The sequence below is a fragment of the Streptomyces sp. V3I8 genome (genome assembly GCF_030817535.1).
In the GTDB taxonomy this organism is placed as follows: Bacteria; Actinomycetota; Actinomycetes; order Streptomycetales; family Streptomycetaceae; genus Streptomyces.
This window is the reverse complement of sequence record NZ_JAUSZL010000004.1, coordinates 116,784-138,563: the sequence shown is the minus strand read 5'-3', so window position 1 is coordinate 138,563 and position 21,780 is coordinate 116,784. Positions and strand designations below refer to the sequence as shown.

The following is a 21,780-nucleotide window of genomic DNA, read 5'->3' as shown; positions in this document are numbered from 1 at the left end:
CCGGGGCCTCCAGCCTGGGCGGACGTCCCCGAACGTCCCGGACGTCCCGGACTGCCGGACCGCCGGACCGCCGGACCCGGGACGTCCACTCTGCCACGAGCCACAGGAGCCGCTGTGACCCATCCGAACATCCCCGGTTTCACCGAGCACCGCGTGCGGGTCGACGACGGCGTCACCCTGAACGCCGCCGTCGGCGGCACCGGCAGCCCGGTCGTCCTGCTGCACGGTTTCCCGCAGACCCGCCTCATGTGGCGGCACGTCGCCGCCGACCTCGCCGCCGACCACACCGTCATCTGCCCCGACCTTCGCGGTTACGGCGCCAGCGACAAGCCCGCCGAGACCGGCCCCGACGTCTACTCCAAGCGGACCATGGCCCGCGACGTCGTCCGCCTCGCCGCCGCGCTGGGGCACGGCTCCTTCACCCTGGCCGGTCACGACCGCGGCGCCCTGGTCGCCTTCCGGGCCGCGATGGACCACCCGGAGGCGGTCTCCCGCGCGCTGTTCCTCGACGTCCTGACGACCCCCGACATGTGGAACGCCCTGCACGGGGTGTCCGGCGCGGTCGGCTTCCACCTCTATCTGATGGCCCAGCCGCCGGGCCTGCCGGAACAGCTGATCCAGGCGTCCGCCGACACCTTCTTCGCCCATTTCCTCGACGCATGGACCAACGATCCGGCCGCCATCCCCGCCGACGTCCGCGCCCACTACCTCGCCGCGTCCGCGGCGGCGGTGCCGTCCATCGTCGCCGACTACCGCGCCTCCGCCGGCGTGGACATGGACCACGACACCGCCGACCGGAAGGCCGGCAGCCGGCTGGCCATGCCGGTCACCGTCCTCCAGCAGGACTGGGGCGCGGCCCTGGGCTACCACGCCCAGGGCCTGTGGAGCGCCTGGGCCGACGACCTCCGCCACCGCACGGTCTCCTGCGGCCACTTCATGGCCGAGGAGGACCCCCGGCTGATCACCGACGAGATCCGGGCCCTCACCGGCCGCTGAGATCCCCCGCTCCCGCACACCCCCCCGGCTGCCGAAAGGGGGCAGCACGACCGCCACGGTCGCACCGCCCCCCCCCAGCGGCCCCGGCCCGAGCGGCCCCGATCGACAGACCGGGGCCGCCGGGCCGGGGCCGGCGGACGTACGGAACAGCCCTACCGCAGAGTGATCGCGTAGAGCTGCACCCGGGGATCGTTCTGCAGACCGACGGAACGCACCGTCTTCGACGCGTCGAGGTCCGCCGAGGCACCGAACAGACGCACCGGCGGACCGTCCACGCCCTGCCCGCGCTTGATCCGGTGCGGCATCTCCAGCGCCACGGAACTTCCCTGCGGCGCCGACCCCGCCCAGTCGCCCACCGGGACCGGCACTTCGTCGGTGCTCCCGTCGGTGTAGCGGACGGTGAGCATGGTCGTCACCGGGCCGTGGTGGGCCACGGCGACCAGCCGCAGCGCACGGTAGGACCCGGCCGGCAGCAGCATGGACTGACCGCGGGCCTCGACGAAGTTGGGGGCCGTCCCGGACGGATCGGGGGCGTCGTACGGCACGCCGTCCCAGACGACCGGGCCCGCCGCGGGCAGCAGATCAGCGTCGAAGCTCCATCCCCCTCCGTCGAAGTCGCCCTCGCCGGAGGCCGCGACGGTCGCGGTTCCGTCGTGGTTGACCTCCTTGCCGAGGTCGACGGCACACTGCTCCTCGGCACCTGCCGCGCAGCGGGCCGCGGCGCGCACCTCGATGGCCGCGACCCGTTCCACGGGCTTGACCCCCTTCGCGCTCGCCGTGATCCGCACGGTGTACGAACCCGGCGCGGTGCCCGCCGGCACCCTCACGTCCACCGTCGCGGTCCGCTGGACCGGAAGCCGGTGGGACGTGAGCGAGAAGGGCGCGGAGGCCTTCGCGCTCCAGCCCTCGGGAGCCTTCACGCCGACGCCCACCCGCAGCGTGCCGGGGGACTGGCCCAGCACGTCCAGCTTCAGAGGGACGCTCTGCGCGCTGTCGGCCGTCGGCAGGACGTCGGAGCCGGTGCGCAGCGAGGCATCGAGGTGGCGGCGCGAATCGGCCGCCGCACGGTTCACGGACGGCGGCTCGGCGCCCTTGCCCGTACCCCATGCCGACGGCTCGGCGGCCATCTCGAAGGCGAGGCCTCCCCCGTGGGCGACCGCGTCCCAGTCCAGCCAGGTGGCCCGCAGGTTCTTCCCGCCGAACCGTGCCTGCTTCACATAGCGTCGGGTGTCGCTGGCGCCCGGTGCCCTGACGGTCAGGGTGCCGCCCTGCTTCTTGCCGTAGGCGCCGATGCGGATGACCGCGGAGGGGAACTGCGGGCTGGAGACGGCCAGGAAGTCGCCCCCGCTGGTCGTCGGGTACAGGCCCAGCGAGGAGAAGACGTACCAGGCCGACATGGTGCCCAGGTCGTCGTTGCCGGTCATGCCGTCGGGCCCGTCCGTGAAGAGCGTCATCGCGGCGCGCACCACGGTGGCGGTCTTGGCCGGCGCGCCGGCCCACAGGTACATGTACGGGGAGTGCAGGTCGGGTTCGTTGTTCGGGTTGTAGGTCGGCTTGCCGTAGTAGTCGTACGGCGCCGAGATCCAGTCCTCGCGAGCCGTCTTGGCGGGGTCCGCGAGGAGCTTGTCGTAGGCGAAGAAGGAGTCGAGCCGCTTCTCGGTCTCCCGCTTGCCGCCCATCAGGGAGACGAGCCCGGCCGGGTCCTGGGGCACCAGCCACTGGTACTGGTAGGCGCCGCCCTCGTGGAACTGATGACCCGCCTCGACGGGGTCGTAGGGCGTCAGCCAGGTGCCCTCACCCGTACGCGGCCGGAACTGCTGGATGGAGGAGTCCCACAGGTTGCGGTACCACTGCCCGCGTGCTGCGAACACGCGGGCGTCCGCGGTGTGCCCCAGCCCCTTGGCCATCAGCGCCAGCGACGCGTCCGCCGCCGCGTACTCCAGGGTCGCCGAAGCGGGGTGACGGCAGTCGTTGTCGCCGCCCTTGTCCGGGCAGTCCTTCCCCGGCTCCAGCCCGCTCGGCACGTAGCCGCGCTCCTGGTAGGCGGCGACCCCCGCACGGCCGTTGTAGGGGGAGTCCTCCGGCGGCGTGCTCAGGGCGTTCTTGCGAAGGAGCGCGTACGCCTCCTTCTCGTGACCCGCCAGCAGGCCCTTGGACCACGCCTCGACCAGGAAGGGCGTCACCGGGTCACCGGTCATGATGTTGGTCTCGCTGTTGGCCAGCGACCAGCGCGGCAGCCAGCCGCCGTCGCGCCCGATCGCGACGACCGACAACGCCACGTCACGGGCGACCTTCGGCTGCAGCATCTGCAGCAGCTGGTTCTGCGGCCGGTGGGTGTCCCACAACGACAGGTTCTGGTACGGCGTGAACCCCGACGCCTGATGCGTCTTCCCGTCGAAGCCCGCATACCGGCCGTCGACGTCCCCGGCCAGGTTCGGATGCAGCTGCGCGTGGTAGAGCGCCGAATAGAACGCGCGCTGCCGCTCGTCCGACCCGCCGCCGATCTTCACGGCCTCCAGCTGCCGCTCCCAGGTCGCGTGCAGCGCCGCGCGCGTGGCGTCGAAGTCGTACGAGTCGTCCGTCTCCGCCGTCAGGTTGGCCCTGGCGCCCTCGACGCCCGTGTAGGAGAGCCCCACCTTGACGACCACGTCACGGTCGGAGGCGGCGTCGAAGGTCACCCAGCCGCCGTTTGCGCCCTCGCCGGCCGCGTCCCGCCCGCCGGGGGAGGGGGTGTTCCCGCGCCAGGTGCCGTGCGCGGTGAAGGGCCGGTCGAAGGTCGCGGTGAAGTAGACGGTGTGCTTGTCCTTGCCCGCACAGAAGTTGCCCGCCTCGACACGGCCCTCGACGGTACGGTCGCCGACGACGTGCACCTCCGAGTCGTACACCTTCTGGTTGGCCCGGCCCGTGTTGAACAGGACGTTGGCGCGGTCGGTCGAGGGGAAGGTGTAGCGCTGCCATCCGGTGCGGGCCGTGGCGGTCAGCTCGGCGTCGATGCCGTACGTCTTCAACCCGACGCGGTAGTAACCGGGTTCGGCGTCCTCGTCCTCGTGCGAGTAGGACGAGCGGTAGGCATCGGGATCGACACTGTCGACCGCCCCGGTCGTCGGCATGATCGGCAGCTCACCCATGACGGAGCAGCCGACGCCGGAGAGATGGGTCTGGCTGAACCCGTGGATCTTGTCCTGCTGGTAGTCGTAGCCGCCCTGCCCGCCGGTGTCCGGGCTGACCTGGACCATGCCGAAGGGGGCACTGGCGCCGGGAAAGGTGTTGCCGAAGTTCTGGGTGCCGATGAACGGGTTGACCAGGGACGTCAGTTGGGCGGCGGCCCCGGATGCCCGGGCGGGGGCCCGGTCGGCGGCCGACGCCGGCCCCAGGGCGCTGCCGGCGACGAGCAGCGCCAGTGCGGCGAGGACGGTCGAGGCGCGCTCGCGCCATCGGTGGAGGGGTCTGCGCAGGGGGCTGTGCATGGAGGCGGTCTCCTGTTCCTCGCCTCTCGTGCGCTGCGCGCCATGAGGGGCGAATCTCCAAGTGACGGACACGGAGGCCGCGTTCGGTCGGCCGCACGTGCAGGGCTCGGACGGGGGCTGCAGGGATGGGGAGGGATACGGAGGGATGCGGGCCGACCGGCCGGCCCGTGTGCGGGAGTTCGCCCCGCGTACGCCGCGGACACGGCTTCCGCACGGAAGGGAGACGACGCGCAGGTCATCGCGGTGAGCCCCCTTCACAGCACAGTCAACGGCACCCAGCTGGACGGAAGCGGACTAGATCACGCGCCTGACATCGTTGTCAATACTTCTGGCACGGACAGGCGGCGGCCCGTCATCGCGCCCGCGCGCGCGCACGCCTTACTCGCCGCGACGGCCGCGACGCCCCCGCCTGCCGCCCTGCCGTCCGACGCGCGGGACGGGCGGCACCGCGAGGGGGGATCCGCCCTTTGGCCGGCCGGGCGCGCAGTGAGCGCCGCGGGCGGCAGGCGGAGGCTTTTCGGCGGCAGACGCCCGCCGGGCGGACGGCGGGAAGGACCGGGCGGAGCCCGGAGCTCCTGGACCTGGCCGTGGACGGCTCCCAGGGCACGGGCCGGCAGGCGCCCGGGGCGGCCCCCTCGGTGCGGCCGTGCGGCCGTGCGGCTGCGTCCCGTCCCGGGCGCCACCGGCGCGCCACCGGTGTGGCGTCGGCCCGGAGCCGGAGCCGGAGCCGGAGCCGGAGCCGGAGCCGGAGCCGGAGTCCGGCAGGACCCGCGGGCAGCCGCCCCCCCCGGAGGGCTCCGGGACCCCCGCGGGGCGGACCGTGCCCGCCCGGCCGCCCCGCAAGCCGTACACCCGGCCGCGCACCCGGGAGGAGAACCGATACGCGGCGCCCCGGGACCCCGTTCCGGGGCGCCGCGCCCGGTGTGCGACCCGGCAGGCCGGGCAGGGAGAATGAGCCGGTATGCAACGGCCGGCCTTGATGAAGGAGCGGGACATGCAGGACGCGCGAGCGGGACAGGTCGCCGGACCCGGGGACCTCGTCGATGTGGCACGCCTGGTCACGGCGTACTACGCGCTGCACCCCGACCCGGCCGAGCCCGGCCAGCGGGTGGCGTTCGGCACCTCCGGACACCGCGGCTCGTCCCTTGCGGCGGCGTTCAACGAGGACCACATCGCGGCCACCAGCCAGGCCATCTGCGAGTACCGCACCGCCCAGGGCACCGACGGCCCCCTCTTCCTCGGCGCCGACACCCACGCCCTGTCGGAGCCCGCGCGGATCACGGCCCTGGAGGTGTTCGCCGCCAACGACGTGAGCGTCCTCATCGACCAGGGCGACGGCTACACGCCCACCCCGGCCGTCTCGCACGCCATCCTCACCCACAACCGCGCCCGCACCACCGGTCTCGCCGACGGCGTGGTCGTCACCCCCTCGCACAACCCGCCCGCCGACGGCGGCTTCAAGTACAACCCCCCCAACGGCGGCCCCGCCGGCTCCGAGGCGACCTCCTGGATCCAGGACCGCGCCAACGAGATCATCACCGCGGGCCTCAAGGACGTACGCCGCATCCCCTACACCCGTGCCCTGGCCGCCCCCGGCACCGGCCGCCACGACTTCCTCGGCAGCTACGTCGCCGACCTGCCCGGCGTGCTGGACCTGGACGCGATCCGGGGGGCCGGCGTGCGCATCGGCGCCGATCCGCTGGGCGGCGCCTCGGTCGCCTACTGGGGCCGCATCGCCGAACAGCACCGCCTCGACCTGACGGTGGTCAACCCGCTCGCCGACCCCACCTGGCGCTTCATGACGCTGGACTGGGACGGCAAGATCCGTATGGACTGCTCCTCGCCGTACGCCATGGCCTCGCTCATCGAGCAGCGCGACCGGTTCGACATCGCCACCGGCAACGACGCCGACGCCGACCGGCACGGCATCGTCACCCCGGACGGCGGCCTGATGAACCCCAACCACTACTTGGCCGTCGCGATCTCCTACCTGTTCTCGCACCGCGAGCAGTGGCCCGCCGGGGCCGGGATCGGCAAGACCCTGGTGTCGTCCGGCATGATCGACCGGGTCGCGGCGGACGTCGGCCGGCAGCTGGTCGAGGTCCCGGTCGGGTTCAAGTGGTTCGTGGACGGTCTGTCCGACGGGACGCTCGGCTTCGGCGGCGAGGAGTCGGCCGGCGCCTCCTTCCTGCGCCGCGACGGCTCGGTGTGGACCACCGACAAGGACGGCATCATCCTGGCCCTGCTCGCCTCCGAGATCACGGCCGTCACCGGCAGGACGCCCTCGCAGCACTACGCGCAGCTCACCGACCGCTTCGGTGCCCCCGCCTACGCGCGCATCGACGCCCCCGCCTCCCGCGAGGAGAAGGCGCTGCTGGCGAAGCTGTCCCCGCGCCAGGTCACCGCCGACACCCTCGCCGGCGAGCCGGTCACCTCGGTCCTCACCGAGGCCCCCGGCAACGGCGCCGCCCTCGGCGGCGTCAAGGTCTCCACCGCCAACGCCTGGTTCGCGGCCCGCCCCTCGGGCACCGAGGACGTCTACAAGATCTACGCGGAGTCCTTCCTCGGCCCCGACCACCTCCACCGCGTCCAGGAGGAGGCCAGGTCGACGGTGCTGGCGGCCCTGAACACCTGACCTCGGCGGATCCGCCCCGCGCGGACCGGCCGCGACGCAGGGGCGCTCCGGCACCATGCCGGCCGCCGTGGCCGCTTCATGCGGTCGTAAGGGCGGCTGGTTCGGCCCGGGCCGCCCGGTGCCGTACGCCGAGGGACGGCTCGCCGGCCGGCCCGTTCCGTGCGGCGTGCCGTCCTGCGGGCGGAGGACGGCTTCGCCGCCGGCGCCGCGCTGGGCCGCAGGACGTACAGCGGTCCACGGCCCGCGCCGGCGGCCGGCCGGACCGCGCGCCCGCACCGATCTGAAGATCATGTACGGGGCGGTTCTCGACCGGTGCCGACATTTTCCGGTGCGGCCCGAAAACGGGGGTATGCGCGCAGACGTAACTGCACGCTCAGGAAGAGGGCGGTCGTTGGCATGGACGAGGCTGCCCGAAAGCAGGACTCGCGACCGGGGGACAGCGAGCTGGTGGCGGTGTCCGCCGCGTACGAGGGCGATTCCGCCGACATCGCCCAGGGCCGCGCCCTGGCCCGTGACTTCCTCGAGCGCCTCCAGGCCGTCCACGGCCTGCCGGTCTCGGCCCGCGCGCTGGGCACGGTGCAGCTGGTGGTCAGCGAGCTGCTGACCAACGCGATCAGACACGCTCCCGGACCGTGCCTGCTCGATCTGGCCCTGCTGCGCGGCAGCATCACCATCACGGTCTGGGACAGCGCCTCGGTGCTCTTCGTGGGCCGCAACGCGGATCCGGGCCGGGTGGGCCAGCACGGGCTGGAGATCGTCATGGCCGTGTCCCAGAGCTTCGAGGTGCACCGCGAACCGGTCGGCAAACGCACCACCGCCTCGGTCATGCTCGCCGACGACCCCGGCGGCGACGTCACCGGACACCGCCCCCTGGCCCCCCGCCCGCCGGGAGGGGAATGAAGGCCGGGTCCGCCGGCCGGGCCTACCGGCCGACGGCTCCAGGCCACGGCGGCCGGCTGCGGCCACCTGCCCGAGGCCTGGACGCGGCCGCGTCCTTCTCCTGCTTCGCTCCCCGCTCCGCCCGCAGCCCATGGAGAGGTGGAGAGGCTGGTGCGCCTGTGGTTGACGGCTTGATAATGAGTGCGTGCCCAGACCCCGCACACGAGGAGTTCCCACATGCACGATCATGCCGGCCGTCCTGAACTCCAGTTGGAGCAGTACGCGTTGCACAACTGCTCGGTCGTGGCCGCGAAGGGGGACGTCGACGTGGACTCCCTTCCTCCGCTGCGACAGGCCATGGAGGAGGCCGCCGCAGCACATCCGGCCGTCGTCCTGGACGCCAGCGGGGTCACCTTCGTCGACTCCAGCGCGCTGAACCTGCTCCTGCACTTCCACCGGTCCACCACGTTGCGCATCGTCGCCCCGTCGCCCCAGCTCGTACGCCTGCTGAAGATCACGGGCGCCGACAAGGTCGTCCACATCAGCCCGACCCTGACCCGCGCCTGCTCGGCGGCCGCTTCCTGATCCCCGACCCGGTCCGCGGCGACGGCCACGACGGCCCCGTACCGCAGCCCCGTACCGCAGACGCCGGCCCGTAGCGGCAGGCGGGGCGTTTCAGTCTCGGGGCACGGGGCCGGGAACCCCTGCCCGGGGTCCGGCGGCGGCCGGGCGGGGCTGGGGGCCCAGCCATTCGCAGAGCACGATGGTGGCGTCGTCCTGCAGCTGACCGTCGTGGTGGTGCAGGTGCGCGCGGATGAGCCGGCGCAGCGTCTCGGGGACGGGCAGTTCGTCGGAATGGTGGCGTACCAGGAAGTCGATGAAGCGCTTGAGGCCGAACTCCTCACCGCGGCGGGTACGGGCTTCGGTGATGCCGTCGGTGTAGAAGACGAGACGGTCGCCGGGCCGGAGCTGCTCGCGGCAGACGGTGGTCGACAGATGCAGATCGCTGCCCATGGGATGGGCGGGCGGACAGTGCAGCAGGGTGGTCCAGCGCCCGTCACGGATGAGGACGGGCGGCAGATGCCCGCGGTTGACCCAGGTCAGCATCCCGGTGGAGGTGTCGAGATCGGCGAGGATGCCGGTGACGTATCGTGTGGAACCGAACTGTTCCAGCAGAACCGCCTCGATGGCGTCGCCGAGATCGGCCAGGGCGGTGCCCTGTCTGCGGTGGTTGCGGCAGGCACCCATGGCGAGGTTGGCGGTAAGCCCCGCGGAGGTGTCGTGTCCCATGGCGTCGAAGACCGACACGTGCACGATGTCGTCGGCCGTGGCGTAGTCGTAGGCGTCACCGCTGACCTCGTACGCGGGCTCCATCACGGCGCCGATGACCACCCGGTCGTCGGCGTAGGTGCGCGGCGCCATCAGCGTCCACTGCATCTCCGCGGCGACGTTCATGCGCCGGGCACGGGTCAGGCGGGCGTGCGCGTCACTGGTGTCCCGGCTGCCGACGACGAGCATCGCGACCAGGGAGGCCAGCGCCAGCATGTCCTCACGCACGTCCTGGCTGTCCTCGGCGGTCGTCACGTACAGCACGCCCAGCCGTTCGGTGCCGTCCAGCAGGGGCACCCACCATCCGTGGACGCCCGGTCCGCCGCCGGGGTCGGGCACGATGCGCCCGTACTGGTAGGCGAGGCCGGCGACGCTGCCCTCCACCGACAGCTCCCCCCTGCCCTCCGGCGCGCCCCGGGCCGCGTCCAGGCCCTGGCCGGTAAGCAGCCGCAGCACGTCGCGCTGCAGGTCACCGAGGTAGATGAGGACGTCCTGGAGGCCGGCCGGTGCGGCGTGCTCGGCCACCCGTGACGGCAGGCACTCGAACGACATCAGATGGCTATCGTCCAAAAGCCCTGTCAGCATGCGTCGCACCGCACGATCACGTCGTGTCACACCACACACCTCCTCACCTCTCCGCCGTTCCGATCCGTGTCCCCTCCCGTCTACCCCTGTGATCCGATTACTGACAGACGACCACGCCGATATGTGGCGAAGCGCTGCGCTCAGGACCCCGGACGCATCGCCGCAGCCGGTTGCGGACGGACATCCGCCGAGGCCCCGGGCGCCCCGTGCGGCGGCGGTGCGGGCGTGGTCGGCGAAATCCCGTGGCGGGCGGCCCAGCGCCTTCTCCAGATCGCCGGTGAGCGGGTTCAGGGCACCGCAGCGGACGTCGGCGTACAGGGCGAAGGCCGGCCGCCCCCACTCCCCGGGCGCCCCGCGGCGTCGACGAATGCCTCCGTACGCCCCCGCGAGGCCTCCGGTCACCGCGGCGACGGTGCCCGTGTCACCGCCGGGGTCGATCCTGATTTTTTTCGGAGTCCGGCGGTCCGGGGATGTCGAGAACGTGCCGCCCGCTCCGTCCCAGGGGTGTCAGCGGCCGCCACCGGCCGCACCAGGAAGAAGGAGAAACCAGCATGGCGATTCAGCGGATGGACAACGTCGGCATCGTCGTCGAGGACATGGATGCCGCGATCGCGTTCTTCGTGGAACTCGGTATGGAACTGGAGGGCAGGGCGCAGGTCGAAGGCCTCGTCGCCGACCAGTGCACCGGACTCGACGGCGTCCGCTGCGACATCGCGATGGTCCGGACCCCGGACGGTCACAGCCGGCTCGAGCTGGCGAAGTACCGCAGCCCCGCGGCGACCAGCGCCGGGCCGCGCGACCGGCCGCACAACGTTCTGGGCACCCACCGTGTCATGTTCGCCGTCGACGACCTCAAGGACACCGTTGCCCGCCTGCGCCCCCACGGCGCCGAACTCCTCGGCGAGATCGCCCGGTTCGAGGACAGCTATCTGCTCTGTTACGTCCGCGGCCCGGAGGGCATCATCGTCGGGCTGGCCGAGCAACTGCGCTGACAAGGACGGAACCCCGCGCAACGTACCGATCCGATCGCCTTGACCTGGAACGGGTCGCGCACAGCGGCGCGTGTACGACGAAGGACGCGCCCGAACTTCCGTGGCGGCCCCCGCGCACAGGCTCTGGAACGACGGCACCGGCGGGGGCTCTCGGTCGGTCGTGGCCGGGCCCGGTCGTGGTCGGGCCTGAAGCCCGTCGCCTGAGCCTGTGGTGGAACGGCAGGGCGAGCTCAGAGCTGGGTGGCGCCTCCGTCCACGGCGAACTCGGCGCCGGTGGTGTACGTGGCATCGAAGGCGAGGAACGCGGCCGCCCCGGCGACCTCGCCGGGAGTGCCGAAACGCCGCATGGGATTGTCGGCGACCCGCTGCGCCTTGAACTGCTCGGCGGCCTCTTCGGTCATCGTACTGTTCAGGATTCCCGTGTCGATGGGACCGGGACTGACCGCGTTCACACGGATTCCGCGCGGAAGCAGTTCACGGGAGAGGCTGCGGGCCATCGAGCGCAGCGCCGCCTTACCGGCCGCGTAGACACTGGTGTCCAGCATGCCGATGACGTTCGCGGCCGAGGTGGTCAGGACGACACCGGCGCCCGTGCTCAGCAGCGGGGCGAGCTTTTGCACGGTGAAGTAGGCGCCCTTGACGTTGATCGCGAACAGCTCGTCGTACGCCTCCTCGGTCGTCGACCCGAAAGGCGTGAGGGGCGCGATGCCGGCGTTGACGAACAGGGCGTCGACCGTGCCGAGTTCGTCCTTCACGCGGCCGGCCAGGGCATCCAGGTCGGACAGCGAGGCCACATCGCCCCGGACGGCCACCGCGTTCTCGCCGAGCCGCTCCCGCGCGGTGTCGAGCGTGGCCCGGGAGCGGCCGGTGATCACCACGCGCGCCCCGCCGTCCACCAGCAGCTTCGCCAGCGCGAACCCCATGCCGGTGCCGCCGCCCGTGATCACTGCGTTCTTTTCGCTGTACTTACCCACGCGCTGTCCTTCCTTCGTTCTTTCGTTCTTTCGTTCTTCGTCTCGAAAATCGTGGCCGTCACGCATTCAGCGTCGGGTCCGGATCTTCAGGTCGCCCGCGGTCGCCTTGCGGATGTGGTCACTGGCGAGCATGGCGTGCGGGAAACCGGGATCGATCGCGCTGGCCTCGTCGAGGCGGGCCAGCTGGACGGCGGAGAAGTCGACCCCCAGGGCGCCCAGGTTGTCCTCCAGCTGCGCGGGGGTGCGGGCGCCGATGATCGGTGCCGTCACGCCCGGGTTCCGCAGGGTCCAGGCCAGCCCGACCTGGGCGGGCGTGCGGCCCAGCTCCGCGGCGACCTCCTTCACGACGTCGGCGATGGCGAGGTTGCGCTCGGTGACCATTCCCAGGGCGGCGTTGAAGCTCTTCCGGGCGCTGTCGCCGGAGGCGGCGTCCGTCGCGGTCAGGTCGTCTCGGCTGTACTTGCCGGTGAGCACCCCGCCGGCCAGCGGTGAGAACGGGACCACACCCAGCCCCATCTCGCGTGCCATGGGAATCAGGTCACGTTCCCCGGTGCGCTCGATCAGGTTGTACTCGATCTGCAGCGCGACCAGCGGCGACCAGCCGCGCAGGTCGGCGATCGCCTGCATGCGCGACACCTGCCAGGCCGGAGCGCTGGAGATCGCCACGTACAGGACCTTGCCCTGCCGGACCAGATCGTCCAGGCCGCGCAGGATCTCCTCGACCGGTGTGCTGAAATCCCACACGTGCAGGTAGAGCAGGTCGATGTAGTCCGTGTCCAGCTGCCGCAGACTGGATTCCACCGACGCGAACAGGTTCTTGCGGTGAGGGCCCCCGGAATTCGGGTCGCCGGGCCGGCGCAGCGTCGAGTACTTCGTCGCCAGCACCAGGCTCTCGCGGCTGTCGCGGACGAATTCGCCCAGCAGCCGCTCGGAACTGCCGTTGGTGTAGGTGTTCGCGGTGTCGACGAAATTGCCGCCGCGCTCGAGGTAGAGGTCGAGCAGCTTGCGCGCCTCGTCCCGCTCGGCGCCCCAGCCCCATTCGGTGCCGAAGGTCGCCGTGCCCAGTGCCAGCGGTGAGACCCGCAGCCCGGAGCGGCCCAGCAGCCGGTAGGTGTCAAGGGTGAGTGACATCGTGTCCTCCTGTGCCTGTGATCCGTCGTCGGGAGCAAGACTGCGACCGCCACGGGCCAGGGGTAAGGGAAAGAGGTTCCTGGGAACACCGCTCCTACCCTGTCTGTTGGATCAAGCATGACGACCCGCACCGTGAACGCGACACAGGAGCTGGCCGCGTTCCTGCGCACCCGACGCGAACGCCTGGACCCGCGCGACGTCGGCCTGCCCTCGCGCCGGCAGTTCCGGCGGACCCCGGGACTGCGCCGCGAAGAGGTCGCCGAACTGGCCGGGGTCAGCGTCGACTACATCGTGCGGCTGGAGCAGGCCCGCGGGCTGCGGCCCTCGGCGGACGTGGTGGAGGCGCTGTCCCGGGCGCTGCGGCTGGCCCCCCACGAACGCACCTACCTCTTCGACCTGACCCGGCAGCGTCCCCGCAACGCCGACAAGCCCGTCACCACCGCGGCGCCACCACTGGCGGGGCTGGTCGCCGATTTGTCGCCGCTGCCTGCCATGCTGATGAACCACCGCTACGACATCCTGGCCTGGAACGCCGAGATGGCGGGGCTGCTGGTGGATTTCGACACCCTGCCGCCGCTGCAGCGCAACGCGATGTGGCTGTGCCTGATGCATCCGCAGATACGCGAGTTCTACGTCGACCGCGAACGCGTCGTACGGGAGGGGATCGCCCACCTGCGCGCCGCGTGGGCCGCGCATCCGGAGGACCGGACGTTGACCGACCTCATCGCCGAATTCACCACGCACGACGAGGAGTTCGCGCGACTGTGGGCCGAGCGGGACATCAAGCCCAACGGCCGCGGAAGCAAGGTGATGCGGCACCCCGGCGCCGGTGTGATCGCGGTGCGTTTCGAAGTGCTCGTGCCGCTCCAGGATCCGGACCAGCGGTTGATGATCTGCCGCGCCGCGGACGACGAGAGCCGGTCGGCACTGGACCGGTTGTACGCACGGTGATCACGCGGCCGGTGATCCGCGCCCGCCCGCGACGGTCCGGCCCCGGGGCATGGGCGGGGGAGGGGTACGCCCTCACTCTCCCGGCGCCCGCAGCCGCCGTACCCGCACCGGGGCGGGACCGGTCGACTCGCGCGGCACGTAGGTGGTGCGCAGGGTGTGGCGGCGCGGCCTGGCCGTGGAGCCGTTGATGCGGCGCACCAGGATGTCGGCCGCGAGCCCGCCCAGTTCCTGCACCGGCTGGCCGACCACGCTCAGCCGGGGCCGCACGAGCGTGGCCCACTCGGCGTCGTCGAAGCCGATGACGGAGACGTCGGCGGGAATGCGGGCGTCGAGGTCGAGCAGGGCGTCCAGGGTGCCGAGCGTGGCCACGTTGTCGGTGGTGAACAGCGCGGTGGGCCGGCCCTCGCAGGTCATCAGTTCCAGGACGGCGGAGCGGGCCCAGGCCCGGTCGTATCCGGTGTGCCGGATCAGCTCCGCCTCGCGCGGGACACCGGCGGCGCGCAGGGCCTGCCGGTAGCCGGTGAGCCGCTCGGTGGTGGTCCAGATGTCCGCGCCCGGTGCCAGCAGGGCCGTGTTCTCGTCGGGGGAGGCCGAGGTGATGACCGCGATGCGGGTGTGTCCCTCGTCGGTGAACCTGCTCACCGCGGCCTTGGCGGCACCGCGGTTGTCCACCACGACCGTGTCCAGCGCGGCACCGCTCAGCGCCCGGTCCAGCAGGACCACGGGAACGCCCGAGGCCACGGCCCGGTCCAGATGCTCGTGGTCGGCGGCGGCGGGCGCCACGACCAGACCGTCCACGCGCCGCTCGATGAACAGCTGAACCGCGGACCGCTCCGTGGCACCGTCCTCGTCGCTGTTGGCGAGGACGACCTGGAGGCCGGCCTTGGCCGCGACGTCGGTGACCCCGCGCACCGCCCGGGCGAAGTAGGCGTTCTCCACGTCGGCGACGACCACGCCGAGGGTGTGGGTGCGTCCGCTGATCATGCTGCGGGCCACCGCGTTGGTGCTGTAGCCGAGTTCGGCGGCGGCGGCCAGCACGCGTTCGCGGGTGGCCGCGCTCGCCGACCCGTACCCGCCCAGGACCCGGGCGGCGGTGGCCTGCCCCACGCCGGCGTGCCGGGCGACGTCGGGGAGGGTGACGCGACGCGGCGGCCGTGGCGTGTTCGGCATGGGCGGTCTCTTCACGGGTGACGGCTCGGCGGACACCGAGGGACGGGTCGATGAAATCCGGCGCCATTCAACCATTGACGGACAGCGGCTGGCGGTGGGTAAGGTACGAGCTCGTTGGTAACGTTATCAAAATCTGCCGACGGCACCGGCATCCACCCACTTGCCTGCCCGCCTGCCCGCCTGCCTCTACCGGGCCGACCACGGCACGCCCAGCCGCACGGTCGTCCCGAACCCATGCTCCGCGCTCCCGTTTCGAAGCTCCCGTTTCGAACCCACGCTCCGCGCTCCCGTCCCGAACACCGGAGGTCCCACGGATGGCAACCGACACCCTCTCGCCGCCATCGGCCACAGGCCCGGCCATCACCCTCGTCGACGTGGTCAAGGACTTCGGCGGCGCCCGGGACGCGGCAGCGGTCCGCGGCGTCGACCTCTCCATCGGCGAGGGCGAGTTCTTCTCGCTGCTGGGCCCGTCCGGCTGCGGCAAGACCACCACCTTGCGGATGATCGCCGGGTTCGAGGAGCCGACCGGCGGACAGATCCTGCTGCACGGCCGCGACATGGTCGGCGTACCGGCCAACAAACGCGACATCAACATGGTGTTCCAGTCCTACGCCCTCTTCCCGCACCTGAGCGTCGCCGACAACGTGGCGTTCGGACTGCGCCGCAAGCGCGTACCCAGGGACGAGATCCGCGACCGGGTCGAGAAGATCCTGCGCACCGTCGAACTCACCGACAAGGCCGACCGCCGCCCCCGTGAACTCTCCGGCGGCCAGCAGCAACGCGTCGCCCTCGCCCGCGCCCTGGTCAACCGCCCGCGCGCCCTGCTCCTCGACGAACCGCTCGGCGCCCTCGACCTGAAGCTGCGCCAGTCCATGCAGCTGGAACTCAAGCGGATCCAGCGCGAGGTCGGCATCACCTTCATCTACGTCACGCACGACCAGGCCGAGGCCCTGACCATGTCCGACCGGATCGCGGTGATGAACAACGGCCTGGTCGAGCAGGTCGCCCCGCCCCAGGAGGTGTACGAACGGCCCGCCACCGCGTTCGTCGCCGGGTTCATCGGCACCTCCAACCTGATCAGCGGGCACCTGACCTCCGCCGACGCCGGCACCGGGGTGCTCGACCTCGGCGACGGCCAGCGCGTCACCGTCCCGCTGCACGGCTCCCACCGCGTGGGAGCCGGCGTCGAGCTCACCGTGCGCCCGGAGAAGATCACGCTGACCACCGGGCCGGCCGACACCGCCAGCCGTCTCCGCGGCACCGTCCGGGAGGTGGTCTACCTCGGCACCTCCACCAGCTACACGGTGGACACCGCCACCGGCGCGCAGATGACCGTCTTCCAGCCCAACGACGGCACCGCCGCGGTCGATCCGGCCCGCGGCGACACCGTCTGGCTCTCCTGGGCCACCGCTCACTCCTACCTGCTCACCACCGCACCCGCACCCACGGCGGCCGCCGCGGACGCGGCATCCCCCGCCCCGCGCTGACGACAGGCAGACCACCATGTCCGAGTACTCCACACCCGCCGCGCCCCGGCTGCGCGGGCCGGCCGAGCGCCGCCTGACCCGGCGCGGTCTGCTGCGCGCCGCGCTCGGCGCCGCCGCGCTGGCCCCGCTCGCCGCGTGCAGCGTTCCCGGCGCCCGCGTCCACGTCCCCACCGGCAAGGCGGAGATCGCCGCGGCCGTCAGCGACTTCTGGACCGGCAAGAAGGGCTCCGGAAAGCTGGACTTCGTCAACTACACCCAGTACATCGACGTCGACCCCACCGACCAGAGCAGGCACCCCACCCTCGACGCCTTCACCCGCCGGAGCGGCATCGAGGTCGCCTACGACGAGCTGATCGACGACAGCGCCTCCTGGTTCGGCAAGATCCAGCCCGAGTTCGCCTCCGGCCAGGGCATCGGCTACGACCTGATGGTCGTCGGCGGCGACAGCTACCTGACCAAGTACATCCAGCTCGGCTACCTCGCCCCGCTCGACCACAGCCGGCTGCCCACCTTCGCGCAGTACGGCGGCGCCGCGTTCAAGAACTCCTCCTTCGACCCCGGCAACGTCTACACCGTGCCCTGGCAGTCCGGCATGACCGGCATCGGCTACGACCCGGCCAGGGTCGGCCGGAAGATCACCAGCTGGCAGGACCTGCTCGACCCCAAGCTGCACGGCAAGGTCGGCATGTGGAACGACGCGGTGCAGATGGGCAACGTCGCCCTGCTGGCCGTCGGCGTCGACCCGGAGACCTCCACCCACGCCGACTGGCGCAAGGCGGCGGCCTGGCTGCGCAAGCAGCGTGACGCCGGCATGGTCCGCTCCTACTCCACCGCCACCTACCAGTCCTCCCTGCAGCGCGGCGACCTGGCGGCGTCGCTGGTGTACTCGGGCGACGTCTTCCAGGCCAACCAGAGCGGTTCGCAGCTGGAGTTCGTCATCCCCGACGAGGGCGGTCTGCTGTGGACCGACAACCTCTGCATCCCCTCGACGGCCGCCCACCCCGTCGACGCGCTCACCTACATGGACTACGTCTACCGGCCCGAGGTCGCCGCGCGGATCAGCGAGACCGTGCAGTTCGTCTGCCCCGTCCCCGCCGCGCAGAAGGTCGTCGCACGCGACGCGGCCGCCGCCACCGGCAAGCAGCACACCGTGCTCGACGCCCTGAGCACCAGCCCCCTGGTCTTCCCGACCGAGGCCGACGAATCGAAACTGCGCCACCTGCGGGTGCTCGACGAGGAGGAGGAGAAGCAGTGGAACGCGCTGTTCGAACCGATCTACCAGGCCTGAAGCGGCGACGGCGCCGTCCCGGTGCCGCGCTGGCCCCCTACTGGATGATCCTGCCGGGCTGGCTGTGGCTGGCCGCCTTCTTCGTCACCCCCGTGATCGTGATGGTGTCGCTGTCCCTGCAGACCGGCGACTTCATCGACGGCTTCCGCCAGACCTTCCACTTCTCCACCTACGCCGACGTGGTGCGCACTTACCATGTGCAGCTCGTGCGGTCCCTGGTCTACGGCGCCGCCGCCACCGTCGCGTGCGCGCTCATCGGCTACCCGGTGGCGTACTGGATCGCCTTCCGGGCCGGCCGGCACAAGTCGGTGTTCCTCTTCCTGCTCCTGCTGCCGTTCTTCGTCTCCTTCGTCATCCGCACCCAGTCCTGGAACGTCGTGCTGGCCGACAACGGCGTCCTGCTCGGCCCGCTCAAGGACTGGGGCCTGCTCTCCGCCGACTTCCACCTGCTGGCCACGCCCTACGCGGTGATCGGCGGACTGACCTACAACTTCCTGCCGTTCATGGTGCTGCCCGTGTACGTCGCCCTGGAGCGGGTGGACCCCAAGGTGGTCGAGGCATCCACCGACCTGTACGCCTCCCGGACGGGGACCTTCCTGCGTGTGGTGCTGCCGCTGTCGCTGCCCGGCGTCTTCGCCGGGGTGCTGCTGACCTTCGTGCCCGCCTCGGCCGACTACGTCAACGCCGGCATCCTCGGCGGCCCCTCCACCACGATGATCGGCAACATCATCCAGACCGAGTACTTCACCAACCTCGACTACCCCGGCGCCGCCGCCCTGTCGTTCGTCCTCATGGGCGCGCTGCTGCTGGCCGTGTTCACCTACGCCCGGGCCCTGGGCACCGACGACGTGCTGGAGGCGGCCGCGCGATGACCACACACACCGTCCCCGCGGCGCCCGAAGCGCCCGCCGCACCACGGCCGCGCAGGGCCCGCCGCCGGCCCACCCTGAGCGTGTACACGTTCCTGGTACTGGCCTGGCTGCTGCTGCCGATCGCCGTCATGGTCCTGTTCGGCTTCAACGACACCGGCAGCAAGGTGAACTTCACCTGGCAGGGCTTCACCCTGAACTGGTACCGGCACCTGTTCGCCATCCCCAACCTGACCTCCGCGCTGGTCAACAGCCTCACCATCGCCCTGATCGTCGCCGTGGTCGCCACCTTGCTGGGCACCCCGATCGGACTGGCGCTGGGCCGCTACCGCTTCCGCGGCCGCGGTTCGGTGGACCTGCTGATGTTCGCGGCCATCGCGGCCCCCGAGATCGCCCTCGGCGCCGCCCTGCTGTCGCTGTTCATCGTCATGGGCGTGCCCCGCGGCTACTGGACGGTCGTCATCGCGCACGTGGCGTTCTGCATCCCCTACGTCGCCATCACCGTACGGGCGCGCATGGCGGGGCACGACCCGACGCTGGAGGAAGCCGCCCGCGACCTGGGGGCGGGTCCCTGGACGGCGTTCCGGCTGGTCACCCTGCCGATGCTGCTGCCCGGCGTGGCCTCCGGCGCCCTGCTGTGCTTCGCCCTGTCCATCGACGACTACGTCATCACCAGCTTCAACGCCGGCCGTACGGTCACCTTCCCGCTGTGGGTCTACAGCGCCAGCCGTACCGGCGTGCCCCCGCAGGTCAACGTCATGGGGACGCTGATCTTCGTCGGCGGCCTCCTCATCGCCGGAGCGAACGTCCTGTTCTCCCGGCGCCGCGCGGCCTGATTCGGCCCGGTCCCGACCCGGCCGAGTTCCCCGCGCCCCTCGGACACCGGCTCACGGCACACGCCGGCCGGTGCGGAACAACCCCCAAAGGAAATCATCACCGTGCACTCTTTGCTGTCCTTCAACGAAGCCGAGTTCGTCTCCCAGACGGAAAGCCTCCTGGCGCTGCGCCCCCAGATCGAGAAGGTCGCCGACCGGCTCGTCGACGAGGGGTACGACAACGTCCTGCTGGTGGGAGCGGGCGGGACGTACGCGCAGATGTGGCCCTACGAGCACCTCGCGCGGCGCACCTCGCTGCTCCCCGTCCGGGCCGCCGTCGCCGCGGAACTCGTCGTCTCCGGCGACGCCCGCATCGGTGAGCGCACCGCCGCCGTCTTCACCTCCGTCTCCGGCACCACCGAGGACAGCCTCAGCGCCATCGAGTACTGCAGGTCCCGGGGCGCCCACACGATCGCCTTCACCGGCATCGCCGACTCCCCGATCGCCCAGAGCGCCGACGTCACGCTGCTCTCCGAGCCCAAGGCCTGGCCGTTCGACGTCCAGTTGCTGCTGTTCCTGGGCCGGCTGCTGTCCCGCCGCGGCGAGTTCGAGGGCTACGAGCGCCTGGCCGGCGAACTCGCGGGCCTGCCGCGCATCCTGGTGGACGTCGCCCGCCAGGCCGAGCCGGTGGCACGGGCCTTCGCCGACGCCCACAAGGACAACGACTACCACTTCCTCATCGGCGGCGGGAACCTGTGGGGATTCACCTACCTGTACTCCATGTGCATCCTGGAGGAGATGCAGTGGCTGCGCACCACCCGGGTGCACAGCGCGGAGTTCTTCCACGGTTCGCTGGAACTGCTGGAGGCGGACACCAGCGTGATCGTCTTCCAGGGGGAGGACGAGACGCGGGCCCTGACCGACCGGGCCGAGGCGTTCGCCAAGCGCGTCTCCAAGGACGTCACCGTCTTCGACACCCGCGACTACGCCCTGGAGGGCATCAGCGCCGAGTTCCGCGGGCTGCTCGCGCCGCTGGTGCTGGACACCGTGATGGACCGGGTCAGCAAGCACCTGGAGCGGGCCCGCGACCACTCGCTCGACCTGCGCCGCTACTACCGCGTCATGGACTACTGAGGCCGGACCGCCTCCACCGGCCGACCAGCCCACCTGTCCCCACCCCACCCCGCCCCACCCCTGCGCGCCGGTACCGGCGCGCCCACGGCGGGCGCGGCGTCCCCGCACGCCGCGCCCGCGCCTCGGGAGACCCTGATGAACGTCCTCGGCTTCGGTGACAACACCGTCGACCGCTTCGTGGACCGCGGCACCGACTACCCCGGCGGCAACTGCGTCAACGTCGCCGTCTACGCCCACCGGCTGGGCCTGGACGCCGCCTACCTGGGAGTGTTCGGCGACGACGACCTCGGCACCTTCGTGCGCACGTCCGTGGCGGCGCAGGGCGTCGCCGTGGACCGCAGCACGGTGCGCCCCGGCCGGACCTCGGTCTCCACCCTGCACGTACGCGACGGCGACCGGCTGTTCCTCGGCTACGACGACGGCACCGTCCGCGAGCGGCCCGCCCTGGACGACGGCCTGACGGCGTACGCGGCGTCGTTCGCGCTCGTGCACTCCAGCGTCTACTCCCGCACCGAGGCCCAGCTCCCCGGGCTGGCCGCGGCCGGTCCGCTGGTCAGCTTCGACTTCTCCGACGAGGAGGAGTACCGCACCCCCGCCTACCTGGACCGCGTCTGCCCCCACGTCGACCTGGCGCTGCTGTCGTGCTCCGGCCTGGACGAGACCGCCACGCGTGCGCTGCTCACCGAAGCCGTGCGGCGGGGGGCGGGCATGGCGCTGGCCACGCGCGGCCTCGAGGGGGCGATCGCCTACGACGGTGCGGTCACGGCCACCGCGCCCTCCCGCCCCGCGGACCCCGCCTCCATGTCCGACACGATGGGCTGCGGCGACGCCTTCCTCGCCGGGTTCGTCGTCTCGCTCCTGCGCGAGGGCTGGGCCCGGGGGCTCCCGCCGGCCCGGGCGGCTCTGGACGGCGCCCTGCGGCACGGTGCGCAGGCGGCGTACGACCAGTGCTTCGTGGAGGCGGCCTTCGGCTGCGGCCGCCCGACACCGGCGCCCGCACCGGTGGCCGCCGAACGGTGAACGGCGCGCGAAGCCGCCGCCCGGGCCGCATCCGAGCCACCGCCCGCGTGATCCGGCA

General features: G+C 71.9%; 17 protein-coding genes. 12 read left to right on the top strand and 5 right to left on the bottom strand.

Annotated features, from left to right (window positions below; translation table 11 throughout):
• The first annotated feature begins 114 nt into the window (after positions 1-114).
• Entirely contained in the window at positions 115-996 is an 882-nt protein-coding gene (locus tag QFZ75_RS40675) for an alpha/beta hydrolase (protein WP_307545817.1), read from the top strand.
• 152 nt (positions 997-1,148) lie between these two features.
• On the opposite strand, the gene QFZ75_RS40670 is transcribed toward QFZ75_RS40675, so the two are convergent.
• On the bottom strand, positions 1,149-4,463 hold the full coding sequence (locus QFZ75_RS40670) for a GH92 family glycosyl hydrolase (protein WP_307545815.1): 3,315 nt from the start codon (positions 4,461-4,463) through the stop codon (positions 1,149-1,151).
• Positions 4,464-5,457: 994 nt separating this feature from the next.
• Between QFZ75_RS40670 and pgm the strand changes: the two genes are divergently transcribed.
• The 3 genes from pgm (at position 5,458) to QFZ75_RS40655 (ending at position 8,562) form a co-directional block, all read left to right on the top strand.
• Complete coding sequence (gene pgm / locus QFZ75_RS40665) at positions 5,458-7,098, top strand: phosphoglucomutase (alpha-D-glucose-1,6-bisphosphate-dependent) (RefSeq protein ID WP_307545813.1); 1,641 nt, start codon at positions 5,458-5,460, stop codon at positions 7,096-7,098.
• A 396-nt stretch (positions 7,099-7,494) separates the two neighbouring features.
• A complete protein-coding gene (locus tag QFZ75_RS40660) occupies positions 7,495-7,998 on the top strand; it encodes an ATP-binding protein (RefSeq protein WP_307545811.1) in 504 nt (167 codons plus the stop codon).
• A gap of 216 nt (positions 7,999-8,214) precedes the next feature.
• A complete protein-coding gene (locus tag QFZ75_RS40655) occupies positions 8,215-8,562 on the top strand; it encodes an STAS domain-containing protein (protein WP_307545809.1) in 348 nt (115 codons plus the stop codon).
• Positions 8,563-8,652: 90 nt separating this feature from the next.
• On the opposite strand, the gene QFZ75_RS40650 is transcribed toward QFZ75_RS40655, so the two are convergent.
• A complete protein-coding gene (locus QFZ75_RS40650) occupies positions 8,653-9,858 on the bottom strand; it encodes a PP2C family protein-serine/threonine phosphatase (protein WP_307545807.1) in 1,206 nt (401 codons plus the stop codon).
• 584 nt (positions 9,859-10,442) lie between these two features.
• Here QFZ75_RS40650 and QFZ75_RS40645 point away from each other — a divergent pair.
• A complete protein-coding gene (locus QFZ75_RS40645) occupies positions 10,443-10,883 on the top strand; it encodes a VOC family protein (protein ID WP_307545805.1) in 441 nt (146 codons plus the stop codon).
• 230 nt (positions 10,884-11,113) lie between these two features.
• On the opposite strand, the gene QFZ75_RS40640 is transcribed toward QFZ75_RS40645, so the two are convergent.
• Together QFZ75_RS40640 and QFZ75_RS40635 are read right to left on the bottom strand one after the other, a co-directional pair.
• Positions 11,114-11,857, bottom strand: a complete 744-nt coding sequence (locus QFZ75_RS40640; RefSeq protein ID WP_307545803.1) for an SDR family oxidoreductase — start codon at positions 11,855-11,857, stop codon at positions 11,114-11,116.
• A gap of 66 nt (positions 11,858-11,923) precedes the next feature.
• A complete protein-coding gene (locus QFZ75_RS40635; RefSeq protein WP_307545801.1) occupies positions 11,924-12,988 on the bottom strand; it encodes an aldo/keto reductase in 1,065 nt (354 codons plus the stop codon).
• A 117-nt stretch (positions 12,989-13,105) separates the two neighbouring features.
• Between QFZ75_RS40635 and QFZ75_RS40630 the strand changes: the two genes are divergently transcribed.
• Positions 13,106-13,939 carry a helix-turn-helix transcriptional regulator gene (locus QFZ75_RS40630; protein ID WP_307545799.1) on the top strand — a complete coding sequence of 278 codons (834 nt, stop codon included), beginning with the start codon at positions 13,106-13,108 and terminating at the stop codon, positions 13,937-13,939.
• A 72-nt stretch (positions 13,940-14,011) separates the two neighbouring features.
• On the opposite strand, the gene QFZ75_RS40625 is transcribed toward QFZ75_RS40630, so the two are convergent.
• Positions 14,012-15,109 (bottom strand): LacI family DNA-binding transcriptional regulator, encoded by a 1,098-nt coding sequence (locus tag QFZ75_RS40625; protein ID WP_307545797.1) that lies wholly within the window; start codon positions 15,107-15,109, stop codon positions 14,012-14,014.
• A gap of 314 nt (positions 15,110-15,423) precedes the next feature.
• On the opposite strand from QFZ75_RS40625, the gene QFZ75_RS40620 reads away from it, so the two are divergent.
• The 6 genes from QFZ75_RS40620 (at position 15,424) to QFZ75_RS40595 (ending at position 21,722) form a co-directional block, all read left to right on the top strand.
• On the top strand, positions 15,424-16,596 hold the full coding sequence (locus QFZ75_RS40620; protein WP_307545795.1) for an ABC transporter ATP-binding protein: 1,173 nt from the start codon (positions 15,424-15,426) through the stop codon (positions 16,594-16,596).
• Positions 16,597-16,612: 16 nt separating this feature from the next.
• A complete protein-coding gene (locus QFZ75_RS40615; RefSeq protein WP_307545793.1) occupies positions 16,613-17,884 on the top strand; it encodes a spermidine/putrescine ABC transporter substrate-binding protein in 1,272 nt (423 codons plus the stop codon).
• Entirely contained in the window at positions 17,848-18,756 is a 909-nt protein-coding gene (locus tag QFZ75_RS40610) for an ABC transporter permease (RefSeq protein ID WP_307545790.1), read from the top strand. The genes QFZ75_RS40615 and QFZ75_RS40610 overlap by 37 nt, the downstream gene beginning before the upstream one ends.
• Entirely contained in the window at positions 18,753-19,589 is an 837-nt protein-coding gene (locus QFZ75_RS40605; protein WP_307545789.1) for an ABC transporter permease, read from the top strand. The genes QFZ75_RS40610 and QFZ75_RS40605 overlap by 4 nt, the downstream gene beginning before the upstream one ends.
• Before the next feature lie 102 nt (positions 19,590-19,691).
• On the top strand, positions 19,692-20,702 hold the full coding sequence (locus QFZ75_RS40600) for an SIS domain-containing protein (protein WP_307545787.1): 1,011 nt from the start codon (positions 19,692-19,694) through the stop codon (positions 20,700-20,702).
• Between the two features lie 135 nt (positions 20,703-20,837).
• On the top strand, positions 20,838-21,722 hold the full coding sequence (locus QFZ75_RS40595) for a PfkB family carbohydrate kinase (protein WP_307545785.1): 885 nt from the start codon (positions 20,838-20,840) through the stop codon (positions 21,720-21,722).
• Positions 21,723-21,780 lie beyond the last annotated feature (58 nt).